Source organism: Arthrobacter sp. NtRootA1, assembly GCF_019976975.1.
GTDB lineage: Bacteria > Actinomycetota > Actinomycetes > Actinomycetales > Micrococcaceae > Arthrobacter > Arthrobacter aromaticivorans.
Map to the genome: position 1 here is coordinate 371,828 of NZ_AP024630.1, position 24,347 is coordinate 396,174.

General features: G+C 60.5%; 27 protein-coding genes and 3 tRNA genes. 20 read left to right on the forward strand and 10 right to left on the reverse strand.

What is annotated here, in order from left to right:
- The first annotated feature begins 178 nt into the window (after positions 1-178).
- The 5 genes from LDN90_RS01805 to LDN90_RS01825 all read left to right on the forward strand — a co-directional run bounded on the left by LDN90_RS01805 (position 179) and on the right by LDN90_RS01825 (position 1,477).
- The gene (locus tag LDN90_RS01805; RefSeq protein ID WP_223947691.1) at positions 179-757 is read left to right on the forward strand and encodes a hypothetical protein; all 579 of its coding nucleotides are present in this window, start codon (positions 179-181) and stop codon (positions 755-757) included.
- A complete protein-coding gene (locus LDN90_RS01810) occupies positions 757-978 on the forward strand; it encodes a helix-turn-helix transcriptional regulator (protein ID WP_223947692.1) in 222 nt (73 codons plus the stop codon). The genes LDN90_RS01805 and LDN90_RS01810 overlap by 1 nt, the downstream gene beginning before the upstream one ends.
- A 143-nt stretch (positions 979-1,121) precedes the next feature.
- A tRNA-Glu gene (locus LDN90_RS01815) sits at positions 1,122-1,194 on the forward strand.
- An 85-nt stretch (positions 1,195-1,279) separates the two neighbouring features.
- A tRNA-Asp gene (locus LDN90_RS01820) sits at positions 1,280-1,353 on the forward strand.
- A gap of 48 nt (positions 1,354-1,401) precedes the next feature.
- Positions 1,402-1,477 (forward strand) — tRNA-Phe (locus LDN90_RS01825).
- Positions 1,478-1,631: 154 nt separating this feature from the next.
- Here the strand turns inward: LDN90_RS01825 and LDN90_RS01830 are convergent.
- Positions 1,632-2,762, reverse strand: a complete 1,131-nt coding sequence (locus LDN90_RS01830) for an IS1249 family transposase (protein WP_223945982.1) — start codon at positions 2,760-2,762, stop codon at positions 1,632-1,634.
- Between the two features lie 281 nt (positions 2,763-3,043).
- On the opposite strand from LDN90_RS01830, the gene LDN90_RS01835 reads away from it, so the two are divergent.
- On the forward strand, positions 3,044-3,922 hold the full coding sequence (locus LDN90_RS01835) for a potassium channel family protein (protein WP_223947693.1): 879 nt from the start codon (positions 3,044-3,046) through the stop codon (positions 3,920-3,922).
- Positions 3,923-3,930: 8 nt separating this feature from the next.
- On the opposite strand, the gene LDN90_RS01840 is transcribed toward LDN90_RS01835, so the two are convergent.
- The 5 genes from LDN90_RS01840 to LDN90_RS01860 all read right to left on the reverse strand — a co-directional run bounded on the left by LDN90_RS01840 (position 3,931) and on the right by LDN90_RS01860 (position 9,969).
- The gene (locus tag LDN90_RS01840; protein ID WP_223947694.1) at positions 3,931-5,550 is read right to left on the reverse strand and encodes a polyketide antibiotic transporter; all 1,620 of its coding nucleotides are present in this window, start codon (positions 5,548-5,550) and stop codon (positions 3,931-3,933) included.
- Positions 5,550-6,461, reverse strand: a complete 912-nt coding sequence (locus LDN90_RS01845; RefSeq protein ID WP_223947695.1) for an ABC transporter ATP-binding protein — start codon at positions 6,459-6,461, stop codon at positions 5,550-5,552. Before LDN90_RS01845 ends, LDN90_RS01840 begins: the two co-directional genes overlap by 1 nt.
- A gap of 243 nt (positions 6,462-6,704) precedes the next feature.
- The gene (locus LDN90_RS01850; RefSeq protein ID WP_216922318.1) at positions 6,705-8,072 is read right to left on the reverse strand and encodes an ABC transporter substrate-binding protein; all 1,368 of its coding nucleotides are present in this window, start codon (positions 8,070-8,072) and stop codon (positions 6,705-6,707) included.
- Between the two features lie 56 nt (positions 8,073-8,128).
- Positions 8,129-9,010 carry a carbohydrate ABC transporter permease gene (locus LDN90_RS01855; protein WP_223947696.1) on the reverse strand — a complete coding sequence of 294 codons (882 nt, stop codon included), beginning with the start codon at positions 9,008-9,010 and terminating at the stop codon, positions 8,129-8,131.
- Complete coding sequence (locus LDN90_RS01860; RefSeq protein WP_223947697.1) at positions 9,007-9,969, reverse strand: sugar ABC transporter permease; 963 nt, start codon at positions 9,967-9,969, stop codon at positions 9,007-9,009. The genes LDN90_RS01855 and LDN90_RS01860 overlap by 4 nt, the downstream gene beginning before the upstream one ends.
- A 431-nt stretch (positions 9,970-10,400) precedes the next feature.
- On the opposite strand from LDN90_RS01860, the gene LDN90_RS01865 reads away from it, so the two are divergent.
- Both LDN90_RS01865 and LDN90_RS01870 read left to right on the forward strand, forming a co-directional pair.
- Complete coding sequence (locus tag LDN90_RS01865; protein ID WP_223947698.1) at positions 10,401-11,150, forward strand: MgtC/SapB family protein; 750 nt, start codon at positions 10,401-10,403, stop codon at positions 11,148-11,150.
- A gap of 9 nt (positions 11,151-11,159) precedes the next feature.
- Positions 11,160-11,990, forward strand: coding sequence for a glycerophosphodiester phosphodiesterase (locus tag LDN90_RS01870; protein ID WP_223947699.1), 831 nt, complete (start codon positions 11,160-11,162; stop codon positions 11,988-11,990).
- 110 nt (positions 11,991-12,100) lie between these two features.
- On the opposite strand, the gene LDN90_RS01875 is transcribed toward LDN90_RS01870, so the two are convergent.
- Both LDN90_RS01875 and LDN90_RS01880 read right to left on the reverse strand, forming a co-directional pair.
- Positions 12,101-13,048, reverse strand: a complete 948-nt coding sequence (locus LDN90_RS01875) for a hypothetical protein (protein WP_223949383.1) — start codon at positions 13,046-13,048, stop codon at positions 12,101-12,103.
- Between the two features lie 4 nt (positions 13,049-13,052).
- The gene (locus LDN90_RS01880) at positions 13,053-13,520 is read right to left on the reverse strand and encodes a DUF6318 family protein (RefSeq protein WP_263426277.1); all 468 of its coding nucleotides are present in this window, start codon (positions 13,518-13,520) and stop codon (positions 13,053-13,055) included.
- Between the two features lie 389 nt (positions 13,521-13,909).
- On the opposite strand from LDN90_RS01880, the gene LDN90_RS01885 reads away from it, so the two are divergent.
- The 8 genes from LDN90_RS01885 to LDN90_RS01920 all read left to right on the forward strand — a co-directional run bounded on the left by LDN90_RS01885 (position 13,910) and on the right by LDN90_RS01920 (position 18,186).
- Positions 13,910-14,485, forward strand: coding sequence for a hypothetical protein (locus tag LDN90_RS01885; protein WP_223947701.1), 576 nt, complete (start codon positions 13,910-13,912; stop codon positions 14,483-14,485).
- Positions 14,486-14,564: 79 nt separating this feature from the next.
- The gene (locus LDN90_RS01890; RefSeq protein WP_223947702.1) at positions 14,565-15,002 is read left to right on the forward strand and encodes an Asp23/Gls24 family envelope stress response protein; all 438 of its coding nucleotides are present in this window, start codon (positions 14,565-14,567) and stop codon (positions 15,000-15,002) included.
- Complete coding sequence (locus LDN90_RS01895) at positions 14,999-15,190, forward strand: hypothetical protein (RefSeq protein WP_216922303.1); 192 nt, start codon at positions 14,999-15,001, stop codon at positions 15,188-15,190. The genes LDN90_RS01890 and LDN90_RS01895 overlap by 4 nt, the downstream gene beginning before the upstream one ends.
- Positions 15,187-15,567, forward strand: coding sequence for a hypothetical protein (locus tag LDN90_RS01900; protein ID WP_216922301.1), 381 nt, complete (start codon positions 15,187-15,189; stop codon positions 15,565-15,567). The genes LDN90_RS01895 and LDN90_RS01900 overlap by 4 nt, the downstream gene beginning before the upstream one ends.
- Complete coding sequence (locus LDN90_RS01905; RefSeq protein ID WP_216922299.1) at positions 15,564-16,208, forward strand: DUF6286 domain-containing protein; 645 nt, start codon at positions 15,564-15,566, stop codon at positions 16,206-16,208. Before LDN90_RS01900 ends, LDN90_RS01905 begins: the two co-directional genes overlap by 4 nt.
- Positions 16,205-16,816, forward strand: coding sequence for a hypothetical protein (locus LDN90_RS01910; protein WP_223947703.1), 612 nt, complete (start codon positions 16,205-16,207; stop codon positions 16,814-16,816). The genes LDN90_RS01905 and LDN90_RS01910 overlap by 4 nt, the downstream gene beginning before the upstream one ends.
- A gap of 172 nt (positions 16,817-16,988) precedes the next feature.
- Positions 16,989-17,324 (forward strand): hypothetical protein, encoded by a 336-nt coding sequence (locus tag LDN90_RS01915; protein ID WP_216922295.1) that lies wholly within the window; start codon positions 16,989-16,991, stop codon positions 17,322-17,324.
- Positions 17,325-17,532: 208 nt separating this feature from the next.
- Complete coding sequence (locus LDN90_RS01920) at positions 17,533-18,186, forward strand: DNA alkylation repair protein (RefSeq protein ID WP_223947704.1); 654 nt, start codon at positions 17,533-17,535, stop codon at positions 18,184-18,186.
- Here LDN90_RS01920 and LDN90_RS01925 read toward each other — a convergent pair.
- The gene (locus LDN90_RS01925; protein WP_223947705.1) at positions 18,183-18,587 is read right to left on the reverse strand and encodes a helix-turn-helix transcriptional regulator; all 405 of its coding nucleotides are present in this window, start codon (positions 18,585-18,587) and stop codon (positions 18,183-18,185) included. The genes LDN90_RS01920 and LDN90_RS01925 overlap by 4 nt on opposite strands.
- Before the next feature lie 273 nt (positions 18,588-18,860).
- Between LDN90_RS01925 and LDN90_RS01930 the strand changes: the two genes are divergently transcribed.
- The 4 genes from LDN90_RS01930 to LDN90_RS01945 all read left to right on the forward strand — a co-directional run bounded on the left by LDN90_RS01930 (position 18,861) and on the right by LDN90_RS01945 (position 23,405).
- Entirely contained in the window at positions 18,861-20,204 is a 1,344-nt protein-coding gene (locus tag LDN90_RS01930) for an extracellular solute-binding protein (RefSeq protein ID WP_216922291.1), read from the forward strand.
- A gap of 96 nt (positions 20,205-20,300) precedes the next feature.
- On the forward strand, positions 20,301-21,266 hold the full coding sequence (locus tag LDN90_RS01935) for a sugar ABC transporter permease (RefSeq protein ID WP_216922289.1): 966 nt from the start codon (positions 20,301-20,303) through the stop codon (positions 21,264-21,266).
- Complete coding sequence (locus LDN90_RS01940) at positions 21,263-22,228, forward strand: carbohydrate ABC transporter permease (RefSeq protein WP_216922287.1); 966 nt, start codon at positions 21,263-21,265, stop codon at positions 22,226-22,228. Before LDN90_RS01935 ends, LDN90_RS01940 begins: the two co-directional genes overlap by 4 nt.
- 124 nt (positions 22,229-22,352) lie before the next feature.
- A complete protein-coding gene (locus tag LDN90_RS01945) occupies positions 22,353-23,405 on the forward strand; it encodes a LacI family DNA-binding transcriptional regulator (RefSeq protein WP_223947706.1) in 1,053 nt (350 codons plus the stop codon).
- A gap of 7 nt (positions 23,406-23,412) precedes the next feature.
- On the opposite strand, the gene LDN90_RS01950 is transcribed toward LDN90_RS01945, so the two are convergent.
- On the reverse strand, positions 23,413-24,336 hold the full coding sequence (locus tag LDN90_RS01950; RefSeq protein ID WP_223947707.1) for a hypothetical protein: 924 nt from the start codon (positions 24,334-24,336) through the stop codon (positions 23,413-23,415).
- Between the last annotated feature and the right edge of the window lie 11 nt (positions 24,337-24,347).

Below are 24,347 nucleotides of genomic sequence, written 5' to 3' on the forward strand. Positions count from 1 at the left end.
TCGGCTGGCGGTTTTCGGACGCGTCACGGCAATAAGCTGCCAATGTTTGACGCCGCGTGGTCTGCGGAGTTATCTTATCGATGTTCGATATTAACGAATGTCGATAACCATTGGGGGAATCGTGGGTTCAAAAAGAAAGATCATTGATTCGTTGGCGCGCGTGAGTGTGCTCTCGAGAGTGGATTCGGCCGTACTCATTGTCGTCTCCGTGGCGGTGGCCATTGCCGCTTCGGTTTCAACAGCCTCGACGATCATCAGCAATGGCTCCGGAGAGGTGGTCCTGCGGCTGCCCCTTGACCCCTCCACTCGGGAGTCGGAAGCGCTGGATCTCGGTGCTGTTGCCCGCGTCTCGCAAGTGCAGGTAAGCGTCCCCGTCCTTCCTGAATATGAGGCTTCACTCCTGGGTTGGTCGGCAGCCATGAATCTGGTGGCCGTCCTCTGCGTCGTTTTGCTCCTGGTTCTGCTGGCCTATCGACTTACGAGCAGCATGCTGTTCGGCCCGCGCACTGCCGTCATCGTTGGGTCCGCCGGCATGCTCCTGGCAATTTCGGGAAGCGCAGCCCAGATTCTGGATTCCACCGCCAAGAACCGGCTGGCAGAAGAGCTTGGAGCCGCGCCGGCAAGGGCCGGGGAAACGTTGCTCTACATTTCCGAGTTCAACCCTGCACATTTGGTGGCTGGTGGAGCGTTGGTGTTGCTTGCGGGCGTCTTCCAGTTTGGACGACGCCTACAGCGCGACACCGAAGGCCTTGTCTGATGCCTGCCGAAGAAATAACTGCCATTCACTGCAAGCTGGACGAGTTGCTGGAGCTCCGCGGGATGACACTGACGGAGCTCAGCCGTCGCGTTGGGGTGAGCCTCGTCAACCTGTCCGTCCTCAAAAACGACCGGGCCAAGGCCATCCGCTTCTCTACGCTCACGGCCATCTGCGAGGCGCTCGACTGCCAGGTTGGCGACCTCCTTGAACACGTCCGGTAACCTCCCTTTGAGGGGAGTCCAGACCTCGATTTGGGAATATCGCTATCTATGCTCTAAAGTTTTAGAGTCCAGTTCGGACGGGTGAGAACCGAAAAGAACGCATAAAGTGTTGTTTTTCCTCGCATAATCCGAATTGAGTTCAGGCCCCCATCGTCTAGCGGCCTAGGACACCGCCCTTTCACGGCGGCGGCACGGGTTCGAATCCCGTTGGGGGTACGCAAGGCAAGTGGTAAATCGGATGAAAAAAGTCTGGTAAGCTAGAAGCCTTGAAAAAAACGCGGTAGAGATACTGCAAACGCAAGGCCCTGTAGCGCAGTTGGTTAGCGCGCCGCCCTGTCACGGCGGAGGTCGCGGGTTCAAGTCCCGTCAGGGTCGCTCTGAGCGCCGGAAGTAATTTCGGTTCTCAAGGTGACTTGTCACCTAGGCTCTGTAGCTCAGTTGGTAGAGCGTTCGACTGAAAATCGAAAGGTCACCGGATCGACGCCGGTCGGAGCCACCAGCGAAAACCCCGTCTTTCCCAGCAATAAAAGGGAAAGGGCGGGGTTTTTCTTTACGTCCTCCATGCTCCCCGGAAAGACTCGATCTGGCCCGCTCGGGAGAAATCTGAAGCAAAGACGGGTTATAGGACAAAACGTGTGTAAATCCCGGGTGTGTCATGATCGTCCGGCCCAGCCTGCGCGGTGCCAGAGGCCTTCATCGGGGCTGAGGCCGGTGCTGTAGATCTCGGGGCCGGGCTCCGGTTCTGTGGTTGTGCTGGCGTTGGTCCTGCCGGGTTTGTAGTGCCGGTTTTCGATGAGCTTCGCCGGGGGCCGGGGTTGGTCGCTGTGGAGGTAGAGGTACCACTCGATGGCGCGTTTTTGGTGGTCCTCGCTCATGCCCCGGTGGGCCCGCAGGATCAATCGGAGTTGCGCGTTGGTGCCTCCTTCGATCCGGTTGGTCGTCGAGGCGATATCCAGTCCGGTGTATTCAGCCTGCAGATAGGTAAAGAGGGTCCCGGCTTGGCCGAGTCGTTCCAGCAGCCGGTAGGCCTTGCGGAGTCTGTCGTGGGTGTACCACCAGGTTTGGTTGGCCCGGACCCATCCCGGAGCCATGGCCGTAGCGGTGCGGTAGGTGCGGGCCTTGACCAGATGCCCGTGTTCCTGATGCCAGTCATTGAGACCCGCGAGCCAGGCGGCTGCTTCGGCGGGGGCTTTGATCCTGGTCAACGCCCGTCCCAGCCGCAGCAATGCTTTGCCCGCATCCGTTCGGGGCCGGCTGGTCAGGTAGGTCCGGACATTGCGTTGGACATGGACCAGACACCGTTGGACCGCGGTTTCTGACCAGCACTCCGACAGGGCTGCGGCGATCCCCGAACCGCCGTCAGTGATCACCACGCGAGGGGCAGGGAACCGTTGCAGCAGCGCCGCCCACGCGGCCTTTTTCTCGGTGTCGCACCACTGCCAGCCAAGCACGTAATCACCGGCAACAGCGATCAGGCAGCACCACGACCCGACAAAGATCCCATCGACCTGGATCTGGTCATGGACCTCCCCGGTCACGGGAATGCGCGGGGCGATGTTCCAGCACCAGGCCGTGCGCCGTCGGAAGGACCGGGCCGTGCCGAACATGGTCAGCGACGACTGGCCTGAAGTGCCTAACAACCAACCAAGAAACGCCTCCAGCTCAGCGCGACGGCTGACATCCGGACGTTGACCGGAACGGCTCGCCCCGCAGTTCAGGCACCGGTAGCGCTGTTTGCCCGCTGCCGTTTTCCCGTTCCGTACCAGCGTCTGGCCGCAGACCAAACATTCCCCAGATATGCAAGCACCCCAGCCACCCTAAGCTCCAAAAGCTTAGCTATCCCGGAATTCGCCCGCCAGCGCTGGAAAGCAGGCCCAACCAATACACACGTTTTGTCCTATAACCCGCAAAGACCTGATATTCCCCTGGTAGAAGGTCGGTGCCCTTTCCGCACGCGAGACCGCCGTAGAGAAATGGTCTCTGCAGACCGGGCCGATCGCGAGGATCAGCGCGGTCCGGCGGACCACAGCACCGCCGCTGAGCCGGGAGGAATCTATGATGAGGCATGGACTTCGGGGACGTGTTGTGGACCGTGTTGGGAGCCGGGCTGATTCTGCTCATGCTCGTCGACGTCTTCCACACGCTACTTTATCCGCACGGTTCGGGGCCGGTGAGCAGGATGATAATGCGCGGATTCTGGCTTCTTTCCAAACGAATCAGGGGACGGGCCTCTTCGTTGGCAGCTCCCGTGGCAATGGCTGCAGTTATCGGCGCTTGGGCAGCCCTGGTAGTCGTAGGCTGGGCTCTGCTTTACCTACCGCATCTGCCGGAGGGTTTCGTTTACGAAGCCGGGGTGCCGCAGCAGAGCGATTTCTTCGAAGCGGTCTACGTCTCGATGGTTACGCTTTCCACGGTGGGATTCGGAGACGTCGTGGCAGGCAGTCCTCTGCTCAGGCTGGTCTCTGCCTCCGAGGCAGTCACGGGTTTCGGGTTGCTGACGGCCACGGTCTCTTGGATCCTTCAGATGTACCCTGCCCTGAACCGCCGTCGGGCTCTTGCCCACCAACTGAACCTGTTCAGGGAAGCTGCAGGCCCTGCCGGCGCATCTTCAATGGATCCGCGCCATGCCGCGGGACTGCTCGAATCGCTGGCCAGAAGCGTCGCGTCCGTAAGCGTGGACATGCTCTCTTTCCACGAAACCTATTACTTCCATGAAGTCGAGCCCAGGGGCTCCCTGCCGGCCACTGTCGTGTATGCCCATCACCTCGCGTCGGGAGCCAAAGCGAGTGAGAACAGGGAACTCCAGTTTGCCGGACGGATGCTGGAGGCAGCTTTGGAAGATCTCGCAACGGTTCTTCGCGGCAGATTCCGTCATCCTGGGACGACATCCCTGGAGGTGTTTGACAATTATTCAAGGCATCACAGACATCGTCAGTCCGGGTGACGGTCTGTTCATGCGGTGAGGTCCCGGCGTCGGATCCGCGCGACGGAAGACAACGCGAGTGCGGTGGCGACCGCCGTTAACGCGATGGCACCCGCGACGTTGAAATCCTCCACTGGCATCGCCGAGGAGTGCCGGAACGGGCTTAGGCTCACAAGCCATCCGGGCACCCCGAAGAAGTCCCCGAACTGGTCCAGCACCAACGAGACGGCAAGGATTCCCCAGCCCAGCGGGACGCTAAGCCGTGGGGCGATTGAGAATGCCAACGCGGTGACTGCCAGGAACACGAACGCCGCCGGGGCATGCGCCAGTGCCGCGGGCAGCAGGTAGCCTGCCCGCTGAGGAGCCGTCCCGGAGAGCCCAAGACCCACGGCGGCCGCCGTTCCGCCAGCTATCGTCACCAGTACGGCTGACCCGGCCGCCACCAGCACGTTGGCGCCGAGCCAGCGTTCCACGGACTGGGGCGTTGAGAGTAGGAACTCAGCCCTGCCTTCTGTCTCTTCGGCTCGCATGCGTAGCACGGCCTGGATCCCTGACGCTGCAGCCAGTACCCCCACGATTCCCAACAAAGCTGTGATGAAAAGGTCCACCGCATCAACATGGACGCCGGGGACAAGCCGGGAGATCAGATCCTGGAGGGCTGAGCTGCCTGACATGGCATCCCTGACGATGGGTCCAAAAGCCCCGGCCAGGGCACCCAGTACTCCCGCTCCCCCGCACCAGCCCACGATGGTGGAGCGCTGCAACCGCCAAGTCAGACCAAACAAGGACCCGCCTCCCAGGCCCGCTCTTTCCTTCCCGTAACGCCGGCTTAGCAGAGCGGCGTCGAGGTCCCGGCGTTCCCTCACCAGAACGGAGGCGGAGGCCAACAGGACAGCCGCCGCCAGAAGTACCAGCAGAGGCAGTGGATCGGCAGCGGTGAAAGGCCGGGACCGTTGGCCCCACCCGATTGGCGACAGCAACGAAATCCACGAGCTTGTCACATGCTGCAGATCGGCGCCGGGAGTGCCCACGGCATCCCCGACACCGCGCATCAGGTAAGACACACCCACCAGGGCAGCAGCTGCCCCGTTGGCGCTGCGCCCTGATGGCATAGCCTGGGCAACCACTGCGCCGACCGCGCCGAAGAATAGCCCTACAGAGCCCACAGCTGCCCCGGCCATCAGGGAACCAAGTACCGGTAGCCCGGCAGCGATGAATCCCGCGCCCACCGTCCCCGCAAGCACAAGGTTGGCAGCCGCAGCCAGTACCAGTGTGGCGATCAACGGCGCGGACCTCCAGTGTGGTGTGGAACCCAGGAGTTCTGCGCGTCCGAGCTCTTCATCCGTGCGGGTGTGCCGCACAGTCAGGAAGGTGCTCATCAGCGCGGCGAGGACGGCTGTGAATGCATAACCCTGAAAGAATACGACCGCGCCGGTGCTGGTACCGTCCGGGACACCCCGGACGAAAAGGAAGGCCGGACTTGACGTGGCCACCGTGATGATCGCGGTGCGTGAGGGCGTGTCTCCGAATTGAGTGGCGACCGCTGTTGCGGTTGCGAACCCCAGCACCGCTATGCCTCCGACCCATAAGGGGAGCACCAGTTTGTCCCGATGGGCTTGGAAGCGCACCAGCTGCAGCAGGCCGGACATCACTGCATCTCCGGAGTGGCTTGGCCATAGTGGCCCAGGAACAGCGATTCCAGGGAAGGTGGCGAGGCGGAGAAGCCATCGAATCCCAAGGCAGATAGCCCGGCGAGGAGAGCGGGAACGTCGCCGGCGTCAGCATCGAATTCAGCGCTCGTTCCGTCAATGCTCAGTTCATGGATTCCCGGAAGCGAAGCCAGTCGATCGGGCTCGGTCAGGCCAGTCACCCGGAAGCGGGTGCGTCTTAGGTGCCGGAGGTCTGCCAAGGTCCCTGTTTCGACGGCCGTGCCGGACCGGATGATGGTGACCCGGTCACACAGTTGTTCGACCTCGCTGAGGATATGGCTGGAGAGCAGGATGGTGGCGCCCTCCTGGTGGACCCGTTGAATCTCAGCACGGAACACTGCATCCATGATGGGGTCCAACCCGGAGCTGGGTTCATCGAGCAGGTAAAGCCGGGCGGTGCGCGCGAAGGCGGCGATGAGCGCCGCCTTTTGGCGGTTGCCCTTGGAATAAGTTCGCGATTTTTTCCGCGGATCAAACTCAAAGTCGGTGATGAGTCGTCTGCGCAAAGCCTCATCAGCCCCGCCTCGCAGACCTGTAAGCAGGTCAATGACTTCACCGCCGGTGAGGTTCGGCCACAGTGAGACGTCGCCGGGAACGTAGGCGATATCCCGGCGGGCACGGACCGGTTCCACCCAAGGATCGCGCCCGAAGACACGAACGGTTCCCGATGAAGGGCGGATCAGTCCCAGCAGCACCCTGAGCGTCGTGGATTTTCCGGCCCCGTTGGGACCAAGAAATCCGTGGATCTCCCCGTCGGAGACTTTGAGATTGAGATCGTTCAAGGCACGTGTCCGGCCGAAGTCTTTGGTGAGCTCCGTCGATTCAATGATGGGGTGGGCTAATGCGTTCATGGCCGGTCCGCTCCTCGGGTCCACAGACGAACGCGACCGGCGGATGCCAGGGCGTTCCGCGGCTTTCAGCCACGGGCCGACCAGGCTTCCCGGCTCTCCGCTCCACAGCATACAAGCCCCGCGGCGCCCCGGAAAGGGCAGCAATCCGGTTCCCGGGGCCATCTGGGAGGAAAGGTCTTGAGCTTTAGTCCTCGTGCGTAAGCGTAGGCACCCCCAACGATGCCTACGCTTACGCACCGGGGCTTACGACTTCAGCTTCGGCTTCACATCCTTGTTGTAGATGGCCTCCAACGTTCCCTTCAACTCGGTCAGCGTTGCCTGCACATCGGCCTTTTCATTCATGATCCTGGTAGCTGCTTTGGCCAGCTCCTGATCTCCGCCGGGGAGGAACGTTCGGGCAAAGTCCTGGGTGCGCGTCTCCTTGAGCTGGTCTACGACAGTTTGGAATTCCGGTGTCTGGGCAACAATCGCCGAGATATCTGCCGCCTCGGCTACGGGCATGTAGCCGGTTGCAGCAGACAACGTAGACGTGCTCTGCGCGTTCGTCATGAAGGTGACGAACTTAGCCGCTGCAAGCTGCCGTTCGGGTGACGTTTTGCTGGCGATCACCAAACCGGAACCGCCCGTGGGACAAACCTGCGAGGCCGCAGCCGACCCACCCGGCAAGAACCCGACGTCGATCCTCATGTTTGCTTCCTTCGCCGCCTTGAGGGTGGCTGCGAGGTCGGCGGACGAGCTGATCGTGGCGCTGATTGCACCGGCTTGAAGGTCGGTAATGGCATTCTTGGAGGAGACCCCGGCCCAGCCATTCTTCACAATGGAGTCCTGCACCCACTGCATCGCGGCAACAGATTGGCTTGAATTTGCCGTAATCTCCCACTCCTTGGACCAACCGCCGCCTTGGCCCCACAGCACGTTTTGAAGGGTCCACCCGGCGTAACCTGCGATCGCGGGGTACTGGTAGGCGTTTTGGTATCCGGAAGCTGAGGCATTTGCCGACTTAATCCTGGGGGCCCATTCGGCGAACTCTTCCCAGGTTTTTGGCGCGCGCTCGGGAACGCCGGCCGCCTTGAAGTGGTCCTTATTGAAGTAGAACAACGGGGTTGAACGGGCGTAGGGGACTGCCCACAGCTGATCAGAATATTCGTAATCGGCGATCAACCCGGACTTGTAGTCGGAGGAACTGACGTTGACAGCTTTGAGAAGAGCATTGATCGGAAGGATGGCACCTGAGACCGCGTAACGGAACCACCACACATCCGATGCCACAACCACGTCCGGTACTTCGCTCCCGGCTTGGGAAGTTTGGAACTTTTGCGCCACTTCCTCGTAGTTTGAGCCTCCGGTGATGAGGTTGACCTTGATATCCGGATTGGCCGCTTGGAAAGCCTCTATCAGTTTCTGCTCGGTATCCCGGGACTTACCGGGATGGCTGGACATGAAACTGATGCTTGGCGCAGGTTTGACCTTGGACCAATCCTCCGCAGAGAGCGCCTTTGCTGATGTGCTTCCGGCATCCGTCGAGGGGCCGCCGCAGGCTGCAAGCGCGACGGCGGTGACTGAGGCTCCAGCCAAGCCGAGGAAATGCTTCCGGGAAAGTGTTTTTGACATAGGGGAAGTGCCTTTCTAGTGATCGAGGTGCTCAAGCATCCTCAAAGGGTGGAGTTTTAGCCGGTAACCGAGCCCTGAGTGAGCCCGGAGACGATGTACCGCTGCAGCGCGGCAAAGATGAGCAGGATCGGTAGGAGGACGATCACCGCACCGGCCATGAGCATGCCCCAGTTCTGGGTGCTGCCATCGCTGTTGACCAGTTGCGTCAAGCCCACAGGAAGGGTCATCATGTCCGGATGGTCCGTGACGATCAGCGGCCAGATGTACTCGTTCCATTCAGAAACGATGGTCACCAATGCAACGGTCGCGATGCTCGGCACGGACACCGGGACAACGATCTTCCAGAGCTTGCGCCAGTGGCCCGCACCGTCGATTTCCGCCGATTCCAGGATTGCCGGCGGCAGTGTGAGGAAGTGCTGCCTGAGGAGGAAGGTGCCAAACGCCGTTCCCAAGCCTGGAAGGATAATTCCCCAATAGGTGTTGAGCCCTCCCATGCCTGCGATCAAAACGTAGTTGGGAAGCACGGAAACCTGCGGCGGGACCATGAGCGCAACCAGAATCAGGAGGAAGATCACCCTCTTGAAGGGGAAACGGATAAACACGAGTGCGTAGGCCGTGAAGACTGCAAGTACGCATTTAATGGTGGACCCGATGACTGTGACGATCACGCTGTTGAGGAAGAATCGCGCGAAGGGCACGGTAGATGCTGCATCTGCGTAGTTCTGAAGGCTTGGGTTCTTCGGCAGCAGAGTCAGGTTTGTTGTCACGATCTCGCCGGGCGCTTTGAGGGAAGACAACATCATCCACAGAAGGGGCACGAAGACCACCAGGGTTGCCAGCAGAAGGGGGACGTAACCCCCGGCAATCGTCTTGCCAAGGTTTTGCCAGGAAAGTGGACGGTCACGAGGTGCTGTGGTTTCAAGGGTGTTGGTGCTCATGAGTAGTGAACCTTTCGCTCCACGAAGCGCAACTGCACAGCCGTCATGACGAGCAATCCAGCGAACAGCACAACCGAGATGGCCGCGGAGTATCCGGCCCGGTTGTAGGAGCCGAATGCCTGCAGGTAGGAGTCAAAGATCAGGGTGCTGGTTCCGTTGCCGGATGGAGTCATGATGCGGATGATGTCGAACGCCTGCAGGGAGCTCAGCAGTGAGGTGATCAGGAGGAAGAAGGTGGTGGGGGAAAGAAGGGGAAGCACCACCGACGTGAAGCGCCGCAGGCTACTGGCGCCATCCAACGAGGCAGCCTCCAGGAGCTGGGCCGGAACGGACTGCAGCCCTGCCAGATACACCACTGCGCAATAGCCGAGGTTCTTCCACACGTACACGATGATGACCATGAGCAGCGCGAGCTTAGGATCGTTGACCCACTGGGGACTCGCCTGGCCAACTGTGCGGAGAATCCATGAAAGGACGCCGTACGTAGGATCGAAAATGAACAACCACACCAAGCCGACGCCGACGCCGGAAAGGACGTAGGGCGCGAAAACCACTGCCCGGGCGAATGTTGTGCCCTTCAGTCTCTGGTTAAGAGCCAACGCCACCAGCAGACCCAGGATCATCGCACCGCCAACGGTGGTGATCGTAAATATGGCTGTTACGCCCAGCACGCTGGAAGCGTCGGGGGAGGTAAAGAATTCCACATAGTTACCCAGCCCCACATTCGTTGCTGTGGCTGCCCCGAGCGTCCAGTCGAGGGTGGAATAGTAAAAGTTGGTGACCAGCGGACGGTAGGTAAAGAGGAGGATGAGCAGGACATTGGGTGCCGCGAAAGCGGCAAAAACCCATGCGTCCCTACGTGTTCTCCGATTCCACCGTCGGTTCTTCGGGATGCTTAGTGGCGGTCTGTGGACCGGTGCCCTGCTGGTTTGCGCATCACTTGTATCTAATCTGCCCATGGAAAACCCTCACGTTGACCCCCTCGTCATCGCTGTCCGGGCGACTTAGCACTTGCAAAAAAAGCATTTGTTTCACATTTGACCTGACAACCTAACTTCAGGTCATTGGTCAACCTACACATAAAGATGATCGATCACAAGACCCGATTCCGTGATGGTGGAAATGGGCTTCTATGGCTTGTTGTTGGGTATTTCGGCAGCCAAACCGCTCTTCGAAATATCATGCTAATACGTCTTAACAAATGTGACCGATCATTTTGCACGAATGTGCAGAAGCGTTGACTGCAACGTTCCTTTGCTTGAAGAATGAGCGGGAGGACCGGCTCGCGTCGTGTCTACCTTGAGCTGCTTTGCATGGGACATCCGTATCGGACTGGATCTTCCACATAGAGGACAGAAGAAGGGGGTTGATAACCGAATCGGAGCACTAAGTGATCTTCAGCGCGGATACACAGTGGTGGCAGATGTGTCTGGCCTTGGCCGCAGCACTCGTCCTGTCCACGGCCATAGGGTTTGAACGCCAGAGCAAGAACAAGTCTGCGGGCATGAGAACACATGCCATGGTTGGATTGGGAGCCGCGTTGTTTATGGTCGTGAGCAAATACGGCTTCAGCGACGTACTGGCGGTGGACCTGGTGAGGCTGGATCCCTCCCGGCTGGCGGCTCAAGTGGTCTCCGGCATTGGCTTCATAGGGGCGGGACTGGTGTTCGTGCGGCGCAATCAAGTCCGCGGATTGACGACAGCAGCCTCCATCTGGGTCACCGCAGCAGTCGGAACGTCCGCCGGGGCAGGCCTCTTGCTTCCCGCCGTCTTCGTCACCGCAGCCCACTTCGTGATCGTCTACGTCTATCCCGTGGTGACCGCGAAGCTCCGCTTTGGTTTGCCAAGCCAATGGCTGTTGAAAGTGACGTACATGGACGGTGTCGGAGCCCTGAGGGACGTGCTCCGAACGTGCACCGAGCAAGGATTCCGTGTTCAGGGCTTCGCTACGACGCGGGGTTCCGCCGAGTCCAAGGGCGTGATGGACCGGTTGATGACAGCTACGGAAACCGCCGCCGCAGCTGACCTCATTGAGATAGAGCTGGAGATTGAAGGCACCATGGCAGCGTCGGACATCGTCGCCCAACTGTCTCAACTCACCACTGTCACTGAAGTTTCCCTCGTGGACGAAACGGAATAGGAAGCTCAAATGATCGAGATTCAGGGCCATCGGGGCGTTCTGGCTACACGGCACGGGAATACACTGGCGAGCTTCGTCGAGGCACTTCGCCTTGGCGTAGATGCCATCGAAGTCGATGTCTGGCTGACGTCGGACATGCAACTGGTATTGAGACACGACGCCGTCATCGGATCCGCCGACATCAGGTTGGAGACCATGCTTCAAGCCGTAGTTGAGAAACACCCTGCCACGATTACCGACGTCGATCCTGAAACACGTGCGCCGTCGCTGTCGGAGACCCTTGCCCTGTTGCGCTTCGCCAATGCCACCGGCGTCGTTCTGGACATTGAAGTCAAGACTGACGGTGCGGCCTGGGACCTGTATGGCCACCGAATAGTGACTGAATTGTCCAAGGTGCTGAAGGCTCACCAGGACGAACAGGCCTTGCGCGTCCGCAGCTTTGATCCTCAAATCATCCGGGCAATGTCCGGGATGTTGCCTGGAGTTCCGTTGGTATCGCTGAGCAGGGAGAGCCCCGTCCGGTCGGTAGGCCTCTATCCTTCCGCCGCTAAGGAACTCGTGACCGCTGCTTTGGCAACCGGGGCTTCCGCCCTGGCGCCCGCTTTTGGAATTCTCGACGCCGGATTGGTCGCCGAAGCTCATTCCGCAGGACTCAAGGTGTTTCCTTGGACGCTGGAGACAGGCGATGAAATCCGTGCGGCGGTCCGGCTCGGAGTCGATGGGGTCTGCGTCAACGACGTCGCACTGCCCGGGAAGTCTTGGCTGCGTTGGGCGAACCCCTCGCAGCAGCCCACGTCATGGCCTTGCCGTTGCTGCAGCGTTCCCCGGCCTAGCCAGTGATCCCTTCCGCTCCGTGGCTCCCTGACCTTGTTTGGGGCCCAAAGCTGCACTTTTCGGGCGATTTGGGTCCCTATCTCGTCTCAATGAAGGTCAGGAAGCCACGGGCTCAGTCATTTTTCGGCGTTGGGGCAGCCCCAGGATGTGGGGTTTTCCTGGCAGGTGTCGGCGACGAGGGCCTTTTCTGTTTTCCAGACCTGGATGGTTTTGGGTTCTGTGGTGAGGTCCAGGGTTCCGTTGATGGGCAGGGGTGGGCCGTTGTTCACGGAGTAGGTTCCGGTGTAGCTGGTGGTGATGGTGGCGGGGTAGTTCCCTGTTGCTGTGTAGGTGTGGCTGGTGCGGGTTTGGTTGAGGAGCCAGTCGGCTTCGGGGATGGGGTAGCCGGCTGCCGGGGTGGGGCCGAGGCTGGTGCCGTCGCCGAAGGTGTAGGTGAAGCTGGCCGGGGTGGCTGTCAGGTGGACGGTTTGGCCGAGGATGGTGACGTTGAAGGCTTGTTCGGTGGCGGTGGTGTAGAAGTTTGTTGGTCCGCCTTTGAGGGTGTGGGGGAAGGGTTGGGCTTGGAGGGTTCCCGGGTTGACGGGGAGTTGGCGGAAGTCGTTCAGGATCCGGGTGGCGATGTTGGCCAGGACGTTTTCGGGTTTGGCGTCGTACAGGCACATGGGTCCGCTGATCGGCGGATAGTCTGTCCACTGCGGATTCGAGATTGACTTCGGAGCCTGCCTCCAGATCACCGGTATTCCTTCTTCACCGCCGGGTGTCTTAGGTGGGCATTCCATAGTTAGGCAGCCTTTGTCAGGAGTGTCCGTCCCTCCCGAGCGGCAGTGAACATCGGCCATGTACTGGTTAGGATCTTCAGCTGCGGACAGGCTGTCCAGGTTCGGCACCAAGCTTCCCGTCGCAGGGTCCTCACTCCAGTGCGTGGCTGTCAGGTTAAGCCCATTGTCTACGTACCCGATGTCAATCTTGGGCTCCTTGGCGGTGGCACCGGGGCTCTGCAGGAGGAGGATAACCGCCGCAGCAGTGACAAAAGTCGATGCGCGGAGCCAAGGTGTGATGACCATTGGCTCAACGAATCAGGCCGAGATCGACCATGATCCAACGTTCATCTGTGAACTCGAATTCAGCCCGACTGGCTGAATTCGTCGCTGGCGTGGGGTCTTGATACAGGGACCCGTCGTCATTTCTGATTTCGACAGCTTCTTGTATTACCTGAACAATGGCCACTTGGGAGGACCTTGCAGGATCGAAATCCATTTCCACCGCAGCGGTACGTATTCCAGCCCCAGTGACCCACCGGCCGTCCTGCCATGCAGCCTCAACACTTTCGCGAAGTGAGGTGCACCAAGAACAGTTCGCGGCACTGAGGGGCCGAAGCGTTCCTGTCTCACCAGACTCATAGCTGTAGTTCAGTTGCGCATACCAATACCCTATAAACGCCTCCAGCCCCGCCTTGGAGTTCTCCTTCGCCAACTCTGGCATCACCGGCACGGGCACGTTCTGCGCTTTGCCCTTAGCATCCGCGGGCTTGTACACACCGGAAGGAGCCGTGGTCGCGGATGGACCAACGGGAGAAGGTGAGCCGGTCGCGCCGGAGGTGGGGGACGCCGTCGTCGAGCTTGATTCCGAAGGTGGGCTGCCCGGTGGGTTGCCGCCCTGGCAACCGCTCAGAAGCAACGAAACCCCGACGCCAGCAGCGGCGACGCGGACGGCAGCAACAGAAAAAGAGGCAAACGAAAGGCGTGGCATGACAGGCTCCCCAGCGGCTGTTTGGTGATGTGTCGGCCAGTCTAGGTGGCGCGGGCTCCAAGGACCCTCTCGAAGAGCACTGCCTGTGGATAACTCAACCTCTGTTCACTGCCTTCCGCCGGGCGTATTCTTGCCCTCGCCGGTTCGTCATCGCACGCAATCCAACGGGGGACACCATGATTGAAACCACACGCTTCAGCACGTCCAGGCTCCTTGGCAGAAATCGCGGAAAAGGTGCCCGCCGGCGGCCCGTTAGCCCGCTGTTGCTTGGGTGTCTTCTCTCCGGAACCTTGGCGCTCAGTGCCTGCTCTTTCCCGCTGCCGGTTGCACAGCCCACGCCAATAGCGTCGTCGAACGCCGCAACAGCCAGCGCCCCACAGTCCAGCGCCCCACAATCCAATGCCGAGCCCTCCGCGGAGATCACCAACCCGGATGCGACCACAGGCACGGGCGGCGTCTACGGCGAATTCACATCGTTGTCTGAAGCGTGCATCTCGGTCAGTGCCACCATGCTGAGCGTAACCATCCTTCCGTTGGCGGCCTTGGTGGGCGGCAACCCCGACGATATCAAGAAGGCCAAGGAAGAACTGTCGCAAATGCAGGGCAAAGTGCCTGACGAACTGAAGCCGAGCTTTGAGAAGCTGAGGGCGTATACGGAGTCGGCGGGGACGGATTTCCGCAAGTACGGGGAGCCCGAATTCGAGGAACTCATGAAGCCGATCCAGGACTGGATGGATAAGAACTGCAAGTAGCCGCCGCGCACACTCGCTTCTCTCACAAAGCGTTGGAGCTAGACGCTAGGGTGGTACTCAAGAGAAGGGGAGTGCTTCGATGTCAGATCAGAACTTGCAGATCGACCCTGCGCCTGAGGGCGAGGTTCTCGGTACCGGACGCACCATCATCTCCGAGGCGGCAGTGGCAAAGGTAGCTGGCATCGCTGCACGCGCGGTTCCAGGTGTCTACTCCCTGGGCTCAGGTCCATCCCGCGCGCTTGGCGCTATCCGTGACGCTGTTGGCAGTTCGGACCATGCCGCGGGTGTTCGCGCCGAAGTGGGCGAGACCCAGGTAGCGGTGGACATCAACCTGGTGGCTGTCTACGGGCATCCCTTGCACAGCGTCGCCAACCAGGTCCGCGCTGCTGTTTACCGGGCTGTGGAGGAACTCGTCGGGCTCCAGGTCATCGAGGTCAACATCGAGATCAACGATGTCTATGTGGCCCCGCCACCCAAGCCCAAAACCGTAGTGGTCGAAAGGGAGGCACTGCAATGAGCATGACCGTTGTGGGAATCGCGATTGGGGCCTTCGTGGCGTTCATGTCCTTCCAGTTCGGGCTGTGGGGCTTCCTCATCTCGCTGCTCTTTATGGGCATAGGCGCCCTTCTGGGCCGTGCAGCCGAAGGCAAACTTGATCTTCGCAGCGTCCTGGACGCCATTACGGGCCGGCGCTCTTCGTCATGAGCGTGGCTGAGGCTGTGGAACCTACCACCAGCCTGGCCGGCCATAACCGGATCAGTACCCAGGCTTTGACATCGCTGGCACAGGCCGCGGCCGCCGAGGCTCTCGGCGTGGAACCCAGCGACATCCGCGCCGATTGGTCGGACGACGACGGCATGCTGGCTTTATCCATCGTGGCACCTATCAGCATCCCCGCCTTGAGTGAGGTACTGCGAAATCCGCAGCGTGTCCAAGGCTTCGGTGGCTCCATCTGGGACCGTGCCGTGGCCGCAAAGGCAACAGTATTGGAGCGTGTCACCCGGCTCAGTGGTTTCCGCCTAAGCAGGGTGGACATCAGAATCAGTGGAGCCCACGTTTCAGAGGGAGGCCGCGTCCGGTGACACAAGACCAAGAAACAACCATTGAACCGTCTGACGCGGGCTCCGGAGCCAGCCCCATCGCCGGCGAAGACCCAGCCATGAGCCGTGTCCTGCGCAGGGAAACGCACTCGTCCCGGGCAGGAGCAGCCAGCATCGCCGCCGTGCTGGTGATCATTTTCTGTGTCATCGCGCTTCTGGAATCTGCGCTCCGGGCCATCGGCCAACCGCCATGGCTTGTTGACCCAAGCACGGCAGCGGAGCGCATCATCGCACTTCCGGCGGGCATCCCGCCGCTTCTGCTTGGCGCAAGCGGTGCTGTCATTGCCATGGTCGGACTGTTTTTTCTCCTTCACGCCGTATTACCAGGCAGACGGGCCCGGCATTTGCTGCGGGACCCACGCACCGCCGTCGTCGTTGATGACGAAGTGCTGGCCTCGGCACTTGCGCGTCGCGCGCGCACTGCCGCCAACGTGACACCGGAACAGGTCATGGTGATTGTGTCCAGGCAATCGGTGGTGGTCAACGTCCGGCCGACGTCCGGCAGCAGGGTCAGTGAAGAAGCCGTCCTAAAAGCAGTGCAGTCCGAGCTCGATGAAATGTCCCCCGTACCCATGCCCGCTGTTCGGGTGAACCTCTCAACGTCGGGGGTGGTGGGCGCATGAACGAAACACCGCGTGCCCTTAACCGGGTGCTTCTCTTCATCATTGGCGTGAAACTCCTGGCCATTGGGCTACTTCTTCTCCTGCTGGCGACTGTCCCGGCCGTAGCAACGTGGTGGCATGGTTGGGCCGCGGACATGTGGGCCCGTGCGGAGGATGCATTCCAGCAAACCCGGTTCCCGGGCCGTGAGGAAAGCTGGCTGTGGATTGTGGCCGGGGTGGTTTTGGTGGCCATCATAATTGCGATGGTCGCGTGGCTGTCGCAACAGGGTAAAGGCAGGGCCAACCTTCTGGTGGCCAGCGACGACGAGAGCCATGTGGAGGGTGAGGTCCAGATCGGTGGCGGCGTCGCAGAACAGGCGCTCCGGGCAGCTTTGGCAGATCGGCCGGACCTGGCGGGCGCGTCTGTAGCCACGTATGAGGTCAAAGGCCAGCCCGGATTGCGAGTGCGCATCCAGCCCCGGCAGGGAGTGGCGCCGCACCTCCTTGCTGCCGAAATTTCACGCCTGGTTGAAGCCTTGGACCTGGTAATCGGTAAGAAGACCCCCGTATTGGTCCATATGGCATCAGGGGCCCGTGCGAAATTTACAAAAGCTGAGCGGGTTCGCTAACTGCCCTGGCTAATTTTGCCGAATATTTCACTCCGGGTGTTTTGCGTTGCTTAACCCGCGCGTATGCCAATAGTTTGAAAGTAGAGGGGGAAAGCTCCCTGATGCGATTGATTGCTTTGCAGGACAAATGCCTCGAGCGATCAGCGTTCCAACCGTCACGAAGGAGAGCACCATGAGTGAAGAAACCACGGGAGCGGAAGCAGTAGAAGGCGCTGCGGGCAAGGCCAAGGATGTAGCTGGCGAGACGCTTGAAAATGCCAAGGAATTTGCCGGCGAGGCTGCGGAAAACGTCAAGGAGTTCGCCGGTGCGGCTGCCGAAAACGTTAAGGAATTCGCTGGAGATGCCGCAGAAAATGTCAAGGAATTCTTCTCCGGTGACGTTGGGGAAAATGCCAAGGAACTGGTTGGTGACGTTGCGGAGAAATCCAAGGAAATCGCCGGAGATGTTACCGAAAATGTGAAGGGCCTCGGCTCCAAGATCGCAGGCCTGTTCAAGGGCGGGAAGTAGCCCCACCCGCATAGCGCGAGGATTGCAGTTCAGGAACGTGCGGGAGCGCACCCCCTGAGCTGCAATCCCGCTTGCGGTTAAAAGGCGATCCATCACGTCCACGCCTACGCCTAGTAGGCTGAGCTTCACACGCGATGGACGGGAGGCTGCAGTGGCCGGGAAAACTGCGACTGGTACAACTGCACCTGGGACCACGCTGGCTGGAGTGATGGCCGAGTTGACCGCCTTGGAAGACCCGAGGTCGCGCGAGGTGAACGAAAAACACGGTGACGATCACGGTGTGAACCTCAGTAAGTTGCGCGCGATTGCCAAGCGGTTGAAGATACAGCCGGAACTTTCACGCGAGCTTTGGGAGACGGATGACACCGCGGCGAAGCTGCTGGCGCTGCTGATCTGCCGGCCTAAGTCCTATGGATCCGACGATCTTGACACCATGCTGCGCGAGGCCCGAACCCCCAAAGTCCATGACTGGCTGGTGAACTACGTGGTCAAGAAAAATCCGCACGCCGAAGAGCTGCGGGTCGCCTGGTTTGCGGACAAGGATCCCTTGGTGGCGAGTGCCGGTTGGGCGCTGACATCAGAGCGTGTCGTCAAGGACCCGGCCGGCCTGGACCTCACCGGGCTGCTGGACACTATCGAGGCCGGGATGAGGGAAGCCCCGGACCGCCTCCAGTGGGCGATGAACACCTGTCTTGCCCAGATCGGCATCGAACATCCGGAGCATCGCGCCCGCGCATTGAGTATTGGTGAGCGCCTGGAGGTGCTGAAGGATTACCCAACTCCGCCCAACTGCACCTCTCCGTTCGCGCCTGTCTGGATCAACGAGATGGTGCGCCGGCAGCAACTGTCAGCAACCAGCTAGCCCCTGTTGCGGTGCATCATCCGGTACGTCAGTTCGGCGAGCAGTTCCTCGTCTGAAAGATGCGAGGCCCGGGCTATAGGGGCTGCCGGCACTGTGACGTGAGGCCCCGGGTACTGGCGTGGCTCGCCGCTGCTCCGCATGTCGTCCGGGGTGATTTGGTCTGGAGCGAAGCTGGATTTTCCCTTGAGAACTTCAGACATTGATCCAGCGCGCCACCCCAGGGCGTGCTCGAGCTTGCGCTGATTGATTTCCTGGGTGCGCCGCGTGCCGGATTCCAGCGTCCGTACGGTCTTGATTGCCGTTCCAGCCTGCTTGGCCAACTGCACTTGGCTCAACCCCTGGGCCAGCCGTTCTTCTTTGATCAGGCGGCCGATAGTCTGGAGTGCTTCAAGTTCATCCACACTTCCCACTGTTGCATAGGCAATACTGGGCAACCAAATCTCATGACGTGCCTACTGGACCGGTCGCGGCTGATGAAAGCTGCGGATCCGAGACGTCGACGGCGGGTGGTTCCGACTCAGCCTAGTCCATCCAGTGCGATGCAAAGGTTACTTTGTATCGTTGCGGTTACATTAGGTGTAAGCGCTTGCATTCCTGCCCCGATCATGACTAGTGTGAGGGCCACCACATCAATTGCGCCACGATTTTCTTGTACTCAGCGAGGAGTCTTCAGCATGAAAAAAACCAAGTACCTGCTCCCGGTCGCAGCGGCCGGCGTTCTGGCACTTACCATGTCCGCATGTAGCGGAAACAGCGGCGGCGGCGGGGGAAGCACCGCGTCGGACGACTGTTCCGCATACGATACCTACGGCAAGCACGACGGCAAGACAGTCTCCGTGTACTCCACCATCGTCGACGTCGAAGCGACGAACCTCGAGGAATCCTGGGCACAGTTCGAAAAGTGCACGGGCATTACCGTCAAGTACGAGGGCAGCAAGGAGTTCGAGACACAGATCGGTGTCCGGGCCCAGTCCGGTACAGCCCCTGACGTCGCGATCTTCCCGCAGCCCGGTCTTCTGGCCACGCAGGCCAAAGCCGGCTACCTGAAGCCCGCTCCCAAGGCTGTGTCCGATCTTGTGGACAAGAACTGGTCCGCAGACTGGAAGAAGTACGGCACGGTGGACGGCACCTTCTACGCCGCCCCGATGCTTGCGAACGTCAAGGGATACGTCTGGTACTCGCCCAAGACCTTCAAGGACAAGGGTTGGCAGGTCCCCAAGACGTGGGACGAAATGATGGACCTGACCAAGAAGATCGCCGACGACAAGACCATGAAGCCATGGTGTGCGGGATTTGAATCGGGCGAAGCCACGGGTTGGCCGGGTACTGACTGGATCGAGGACGTTGTCCTGCGTGCCGAAGGCCCGGAAGTCTATGACCAGTGGATCACACACCAGATTCCGTTCAATGACCCCAAGATCGTCAACTCCTTCAATAAGGTTGGCGACATCCTGCTCAACCCGGATTATGTCAACGGCGGCTTTGGTGACCCCCGGTCGATCCTGAGCACCGCCTTTGCCCAGGCTGGTCAGCCGGTTCTGGACGGACAGTGCGCCATGCACCACCAGGCATCGTTCCAGGCGGCCAACTGGCCTGCTGGTACCAACGTGGCTGAGGACGGCGACGTCTGGGCATTCATGACACCTCCGGTGGATGAATCCAAGGGCACAGCCATCACCGGTGGTGGCGAGTCGGTTGCCGCTTACAAGGACACCCCTGAAGTCCAGGCATACCTGGCATTCATGGCTAGCGCGGACTTCGCCAACAACCGTGTGAAGCTCGGCGGGGCCATCAGTGCAAACAAGGGCCTTGACCCGAACAATGCACAGTCGGCCCTGGATAAGCAGTCCATCAAGCTCCTTCAGGATCCCAAGACCGTCTTCCGGTTTGACGGTTCGGACCTGATGCCGAGCGCCGTGGGTTCCAACTCGTTCTGGAAGGGCATCGTTGCTTGGATCAACGGCAGCTCCGCCCAGCAGGTAACTGACAGCATCGAGTCCAGCTGGCCCAAGGGCTAACTCCGAAAGCGCTGCCTCCCCTGGCTGGTTTGCCCAGCCGGGGAGGCAGCGTTTTTCCCGGAACTTAGTGATTCACTCACGCCCCGGAGGTTGGGTATGGAATTTATCGGAGGAAAGCTCCTTCAAGTAGTGATCGCCCTGGCGATCTTTGCCGCTATCATCGGCATCCTCATGCTGGTGGTGGATAGGGCACCGAAATCAGTCAAGGACAAAGTTACGGTGGCAGGATTCCTGGCTCCGGCTGGAATCCTGATGCTGGTGGGCCTTGTCTATCCCGCGGTCCGAACATCAATGTTGGCTTTCACGGACGCCAGCGGCCAAGGCAACGGATTCGACAACTTTGTTTGGATGTTTACGCAGCCTGAAGCTTTGACCACGCTGCGGAACACGGTCATCTGGACTATCCTGGTTCCCCTGTTGTCAACGGGATTCGGGCTGGCCTACGCGGTCTTCATCGATAAGGCCCGCGGCGAGCGGGTGCTGAAGTCCTTGGTCTTTATGCCGATGGCCATCTCCTTTGTAGGCGCCGGTATCATCTGGAAGCTCGTGTACGACTACCGCGGCCCCGGTATTGAACAGACGGGTGTCATCAACTTTATCCGTGACGCGCTGGGAATGAACCCCAAGCAGTTCCTCCTGGACGCCCCGGAAAACACGGTGTTCCTGATCATCGTCATGGTCTGGATCCAAACCGGTTTTGCCATGGTGATTCTCTCCGCGGCCATCAAGGGTGTCCCGGTGGAACTCATCGAGGCAGCCCGTTTGGATGGGGCCAACGCCTGGCAGCAGTTCCGCAACGTCACGGTCCCGGGCATCCGCGGGGCCTTGGTGGTGGTCCTGACGACAATCACGATCGCAACGCTGAAGGTCTTCGACATTGTCCGAACCATGACCGCCGGAAACTACGACACATCGGTAGTGGCCAATGAAATGTATACGCAGGCCTTCCGTGCCGGTGAGCCAGGACGAGGTGCAGCGTTGGCCCTGATCCTGTTCCTCATGGTGCTGCCCATCGTCGTGTACAACGCTCGAGTCCTTCGCAAGCAAAGGGAGATCCATTGACAGCCACGCCAGCCCCGAAAGAGGCCTCCAAGGCCACAACCCGGCAGCGTCCTGGATCCGATCCCACGGAGGACGCCCAGCCGATCATGCGCCGGGTCAAGACCAAGCTCACTTCCAAGTGGGCAACAGCGGCAGCGATCATCATCGCCGTCGTATGGTCTATCCCGACTTTTGGCCTCTTTGTCACCTCGTTCCGTCCCGCGCCGAAGCAAGTGGGCCCCCGCTCAAACGGCTGGTGGAATGCATTCGTTGACTGGGACTTCACCTTCAAGAACTACACGGACGTTCTTACCCCGGCGGGCTCTCAGTCTGCCAACCTTTCCCAGTACTTCATCAACTCCGTGGCGATCGTCATTCCAGTCACCATCTTTGTGCTGGTGCTGGCGTCGATGGCCGCCTATGTTTTCGCCTGGGGCAAGTTCAAGGGCCGGGACGCACTCTTCATTTTCGTTTTTGCCCTCCAGATCATCCCGCTCCAGATGGCACTGATTCCGCTCCTGCAACTCTTTACGCAAACCCTGCATTTGCCGGCGGGTTCGTATGCGCAGCTGTGGATCGCCCACACCATGTTCGGCCTTCCCCTGGGTATTTTCCTCCTCCACAACTTCATCTCCGAGATCCCTGGTGAAGTTATCGAGGCGGCGAGGGTGGACGGTGCGGGACACAGCACCATTTTCTGGCGGATCATCCTGCCGCTTTCCGTTCCGGCCCTGGCTTCGCTGGCGATCTTCCAGTTCCTGTGGGTCTGGAACGATCTGCTGGTTGCCCTGGTGTTCTCCGGCGGAACGGCCGATGTAGCGCCTATTACCCAGCGTCTGGCCGAGATTTCCGGTACGCGCGGTGCCAGGGACTACTTGAACCCGGCTGCGGCCTTCGTCTCGATCATCATCCCGCTTCTGGTGTTCTTCGGCCTGCAGCGGTACTTCGTCCGAGGCCTGCTGTCCGGCGGTCTCAAGGGCTAGACAATTGCAGCGTTGGTTACGCAGCGGACGACTCCGCTGCGTAACCAAGGCCTGCACAAAATAGACTGATTCTTCGCCGTGGGACAGAAAACGGCGAAGTGAAGGCAGCCGGAGAGGGGGGCCTGTGACACGAACAACGGGTAGGTCCCAGCGCGGTGGTCATACAGGCGTCAGCATCGAGGACGTCGCAGCAGCAGCAGGAGTGTCCACGGCCACCGTCTCCAGGGCCGTCAGGGGATTGCCTCGGGTTTCGCCAGCAACGCGTGAAAAGATCCTGGAAGTCGCGGCGTCACTGGGCTACGTTGCGTCGTCGTCGGCTTCGGGACTGGCCACTGGTCGCACGCGCACCATCGGGGTCCTGGCGCCCTTCGTCAGCCGTTGGTTCTTCTCCAAAGCAATCGAAGGCGCGGACAGGGAACTGCACTCACGCAAGTACAACCTCTCCCTGTTCAACCTCGGTGGCCATGGCAGCAACCGCGAGCGGCTCTTTAGCTCCACCATGGTTTACAAACAGATCGACGCGCTGCTGGTGCTGTGTATGGCACTCAGCGAGGACGAGCTGGAACACCTCCACAAGATCGACATTCCGCTGGTGGTGGTTGGCGGACACGTTGAGGATTGCGCCTACATCGGCATCAACGATTACGACGCCGCGACCACCGCCGTGCGGCACCTGCTGGACCTGGGACACAAGGACATTGCCTTGCTCCATGGCGACGACGAGACAGACCTGAACTTCGACGTTCCCCGCGTCCGGATCCGCGCCTTCCAGGACGTCATGACCGATGCCGGCTTGGAAGTCCGTCCCGAATGGGACGAATGGGGTGACTTCACGGTTGCCAGCGGGCAGCAGGCATTCAACCGGCTCTGGAACCAGCCCGGCCGAAAGCCTACGGCCATTTTCTGTTCCTCCGATGAGATGGCCATGGGGGTCATCTTCGAAGCCACGCGTCACGGCGTTCGCGTGCCAGAGGACCTCTCAGTCATCGGAATCGATGATCACGACTTCTCCGAGGCATTGGGCCTGACAACGGTGGGTCAGCGGCCGGACGACCAAGCCGAACTGGGCACCAAGATGCTTTTGGACGAACTCGATGGCATTGCCGGTGCCGTGCATTCGGAGGTAGCACCGCACAAGCTGATTGTCCGGGAGACAACAGCACCACCATGCCGGTGATGACAGCCTACGAGGCCCGCGCCAACTGCCGGATGGGGATCCAGCGCGAGGCCAGTCGGCGATAAGCTGCGGCCGCGCCCGTCATATCACCCTCGGCCAGGCATTCGATTCCGAGGCGCACATCCATGGGGGATTCGTCCGGGTACACCTTGTCCGCCACGGCCCCGTAATCCAGCTCCACCATGGACTGGACATGGAACAACTCCAGCCACTCGGTGAGCTGCGTGAGATCGTCCAGCATGTCCAGGTCCGGGGCTGCCAAGGCCAGGTGGGCTACGGCAAAGCGCGCCCTGTCCAGGGCCTCCGTCAACGGCGTCCACACGCGGACAGTGAGGATGTGCCCATCCGACTCCACCACATCCTTGCGGTCGGACTCAGCGAAAAGCGAGAACCAACTGAAGGGGATACCCCAGGTGGAGGCCCGGGTGTGAACACGCTTGGCTTCTTCCCCGGCATTGATGCGATCGATCCTGGCTTGATGCTTGTCCCGCTGCGATACCGGAATCAGCAGATCGGCCAGCGGGCTGTGGACACCATCCATGAGGGCATTCGCTGCCAACCCTGCCCGAATCACCAGCTGGCTGGGGCAGTAAAGCAGCCGTCCGGCGTCGGGGGTGTCCTTATCCTGGGCCGACGCGCCAGTGGTCGCGTCTGTGGCACCGTCCGCCGCGGTGTGCCGCCCGCCAGGGACACGCGTCATTCGCACCAAATCAGTCCGGCCGGTGGGGAACGGGTCCCCGCCGGTCCGGGTGATGCGGCCCAGTGAGGCCTGGAGCTCCGCATTTTCGACGGCGGCCCGGGAACGTATCTTGCTGCTGTCCGCCACGAGTTGGCGCTGCTGCTCAGGCGGAAACGCCTCAAGGGGCTCGTAAACGCGCAGGGACGAAGAGAACGGCAGTCCTGCCTGGCCCCTATACAGGTTTCCAGTCATCTCCAGCCGGC

Bases quoted from the DNA above. Each gene is read 5' to 3' on its own strand.
- LDN90_RS01855 (WP_223947696.1), bottom strand. From the start codon at position 9,010: ATGAGCACCAACACCCTTGAAACCACAGCACCTCGTGACCGTCCACTT.
- LDN90_RS01900 (WP_216922301.1), top strand. From the start codon at position 15,187: ATGAGCGTGGCTGAGGCTGTGGAACCTACCACCAGCCTGGCCGGCCAT.
- LDN90_RS01895 (WP_216922303.1), top strand. From the start codon at position 14,999: ATGAGCATGACCGTTGTGGGAATCGCGATTGGGGCCTTCGTGGCGTTC.
- LDN90_RS01810 (WP_223947692.1), top strand. From the start codon at position 757: ATGCCTGCCGAAGAAATAACTGCCATTCACTGCAAGCTGGACGAGTTG.
- LDN90_RS01850 (WP_216922318.1), bottom strand. From the start codon at position 8,072: ATGTCAAAAACACTTTCCCGGAAGCATTTCCTCGGCTTGGCTGGAGCC.
- LDN90_RS01845 (WP_223947695.1), bottom strand. From the start codon at position 6,461: ATGAACGCATTAGCCCACCCCATCATTGAATCGACGGAGCTCACCAAA.
- LDN90_RS01840 (WP_223947694.1), bottom strand. From the start codon at position 5,550: ATGTCCGGCCTGCTGCAGCTGGTGCGCTTCCAAGCCCATCGGGACAAA.
- LDN90_RS01930 (WP_216922291.1), top strand. From the start codon at position 18,861: ATGAAAAAAACCAAGTACCTGCTCCCGGTCGCAGCGGCCGGCGTTCTG.
- LDN90_RS01935 (WP_216922289.1), top strand. From the start codon at position 20,301: ATGGAATTTATCGGAGGAAAGCTCCTTCAAGTAGTGATCGCCCTGGCG.
- LDN90_RS01910 (WP_223947703.1), top strand. From the start codon at position 16,205: ATGAACGAAACACCGCGTGCCCTTAACCGGGTGCTTCTCTTCATCATT.
- LDN90_RS01950 (WP_223947707.1), bottom strand. From the start codon at position 24,336: ATGACTGGAAACCTGTATAGGGGCCAGGCAGGACTGCCGTTCTCTTCG.
- LDN90_RS01885 (WP_223947701.1), top strand. From the start codon at position 13,910: ATGATTGAAACCACACGCTTCAGCACGTCCAGGCTCCTTGGCAGAAAT.
- LDN90_RS01860 (WP_223947697.1), bottom strand. From the start codon at position 9,969: ATGGGCAGATTAGATACAAGTGATGCGCAAACCAGCAGGGCACCGGTC.
- LDN90_RS01875 (WP_223949383.1), bottom strand. From the start codon at position 13,048: ATGGTCATCACACCTTGGCTCCGCGCATCGACTTTTGTCACTGCTGCG.
- LDN90_RS01920 (WP_223947704.1), top strand. From the start codon at position 17,533: ATGGCCGAGTTGACCGCCTTGGAAGACCCGAGGTCGCGCGAGGTGAAC.
- LDN90_RS01835 (WP_223947693.1), top strand. From the start codon at position 3,044: ATGGACTTCGGGGACGTGTTGTGGACCGTGTTGGGAGCCGGGCTGATT.
- LDN90_RS01870 (WP_223947699.1), top strand. From the start codon at position 11,160: ATGATCGAGATTCAGGGCCATCGGGGCGTTCTGGCTACACGGCACGGG.
- LDN90_RS01890 (WP_223947702.1), top strand. From the start codon at position 14,565: ATGTCAGATCAGAACTTGCAGATCGACCCTGCGCCTGAGGGCGAGGTT.
- LDN90_RS01915 (WP_216922295.1), top strand. From the start codon at position 16,989: ATGAGTGAAGAAACCACGGGAGCGGAAGCAGTAGAAGGCGCTGCGGGC.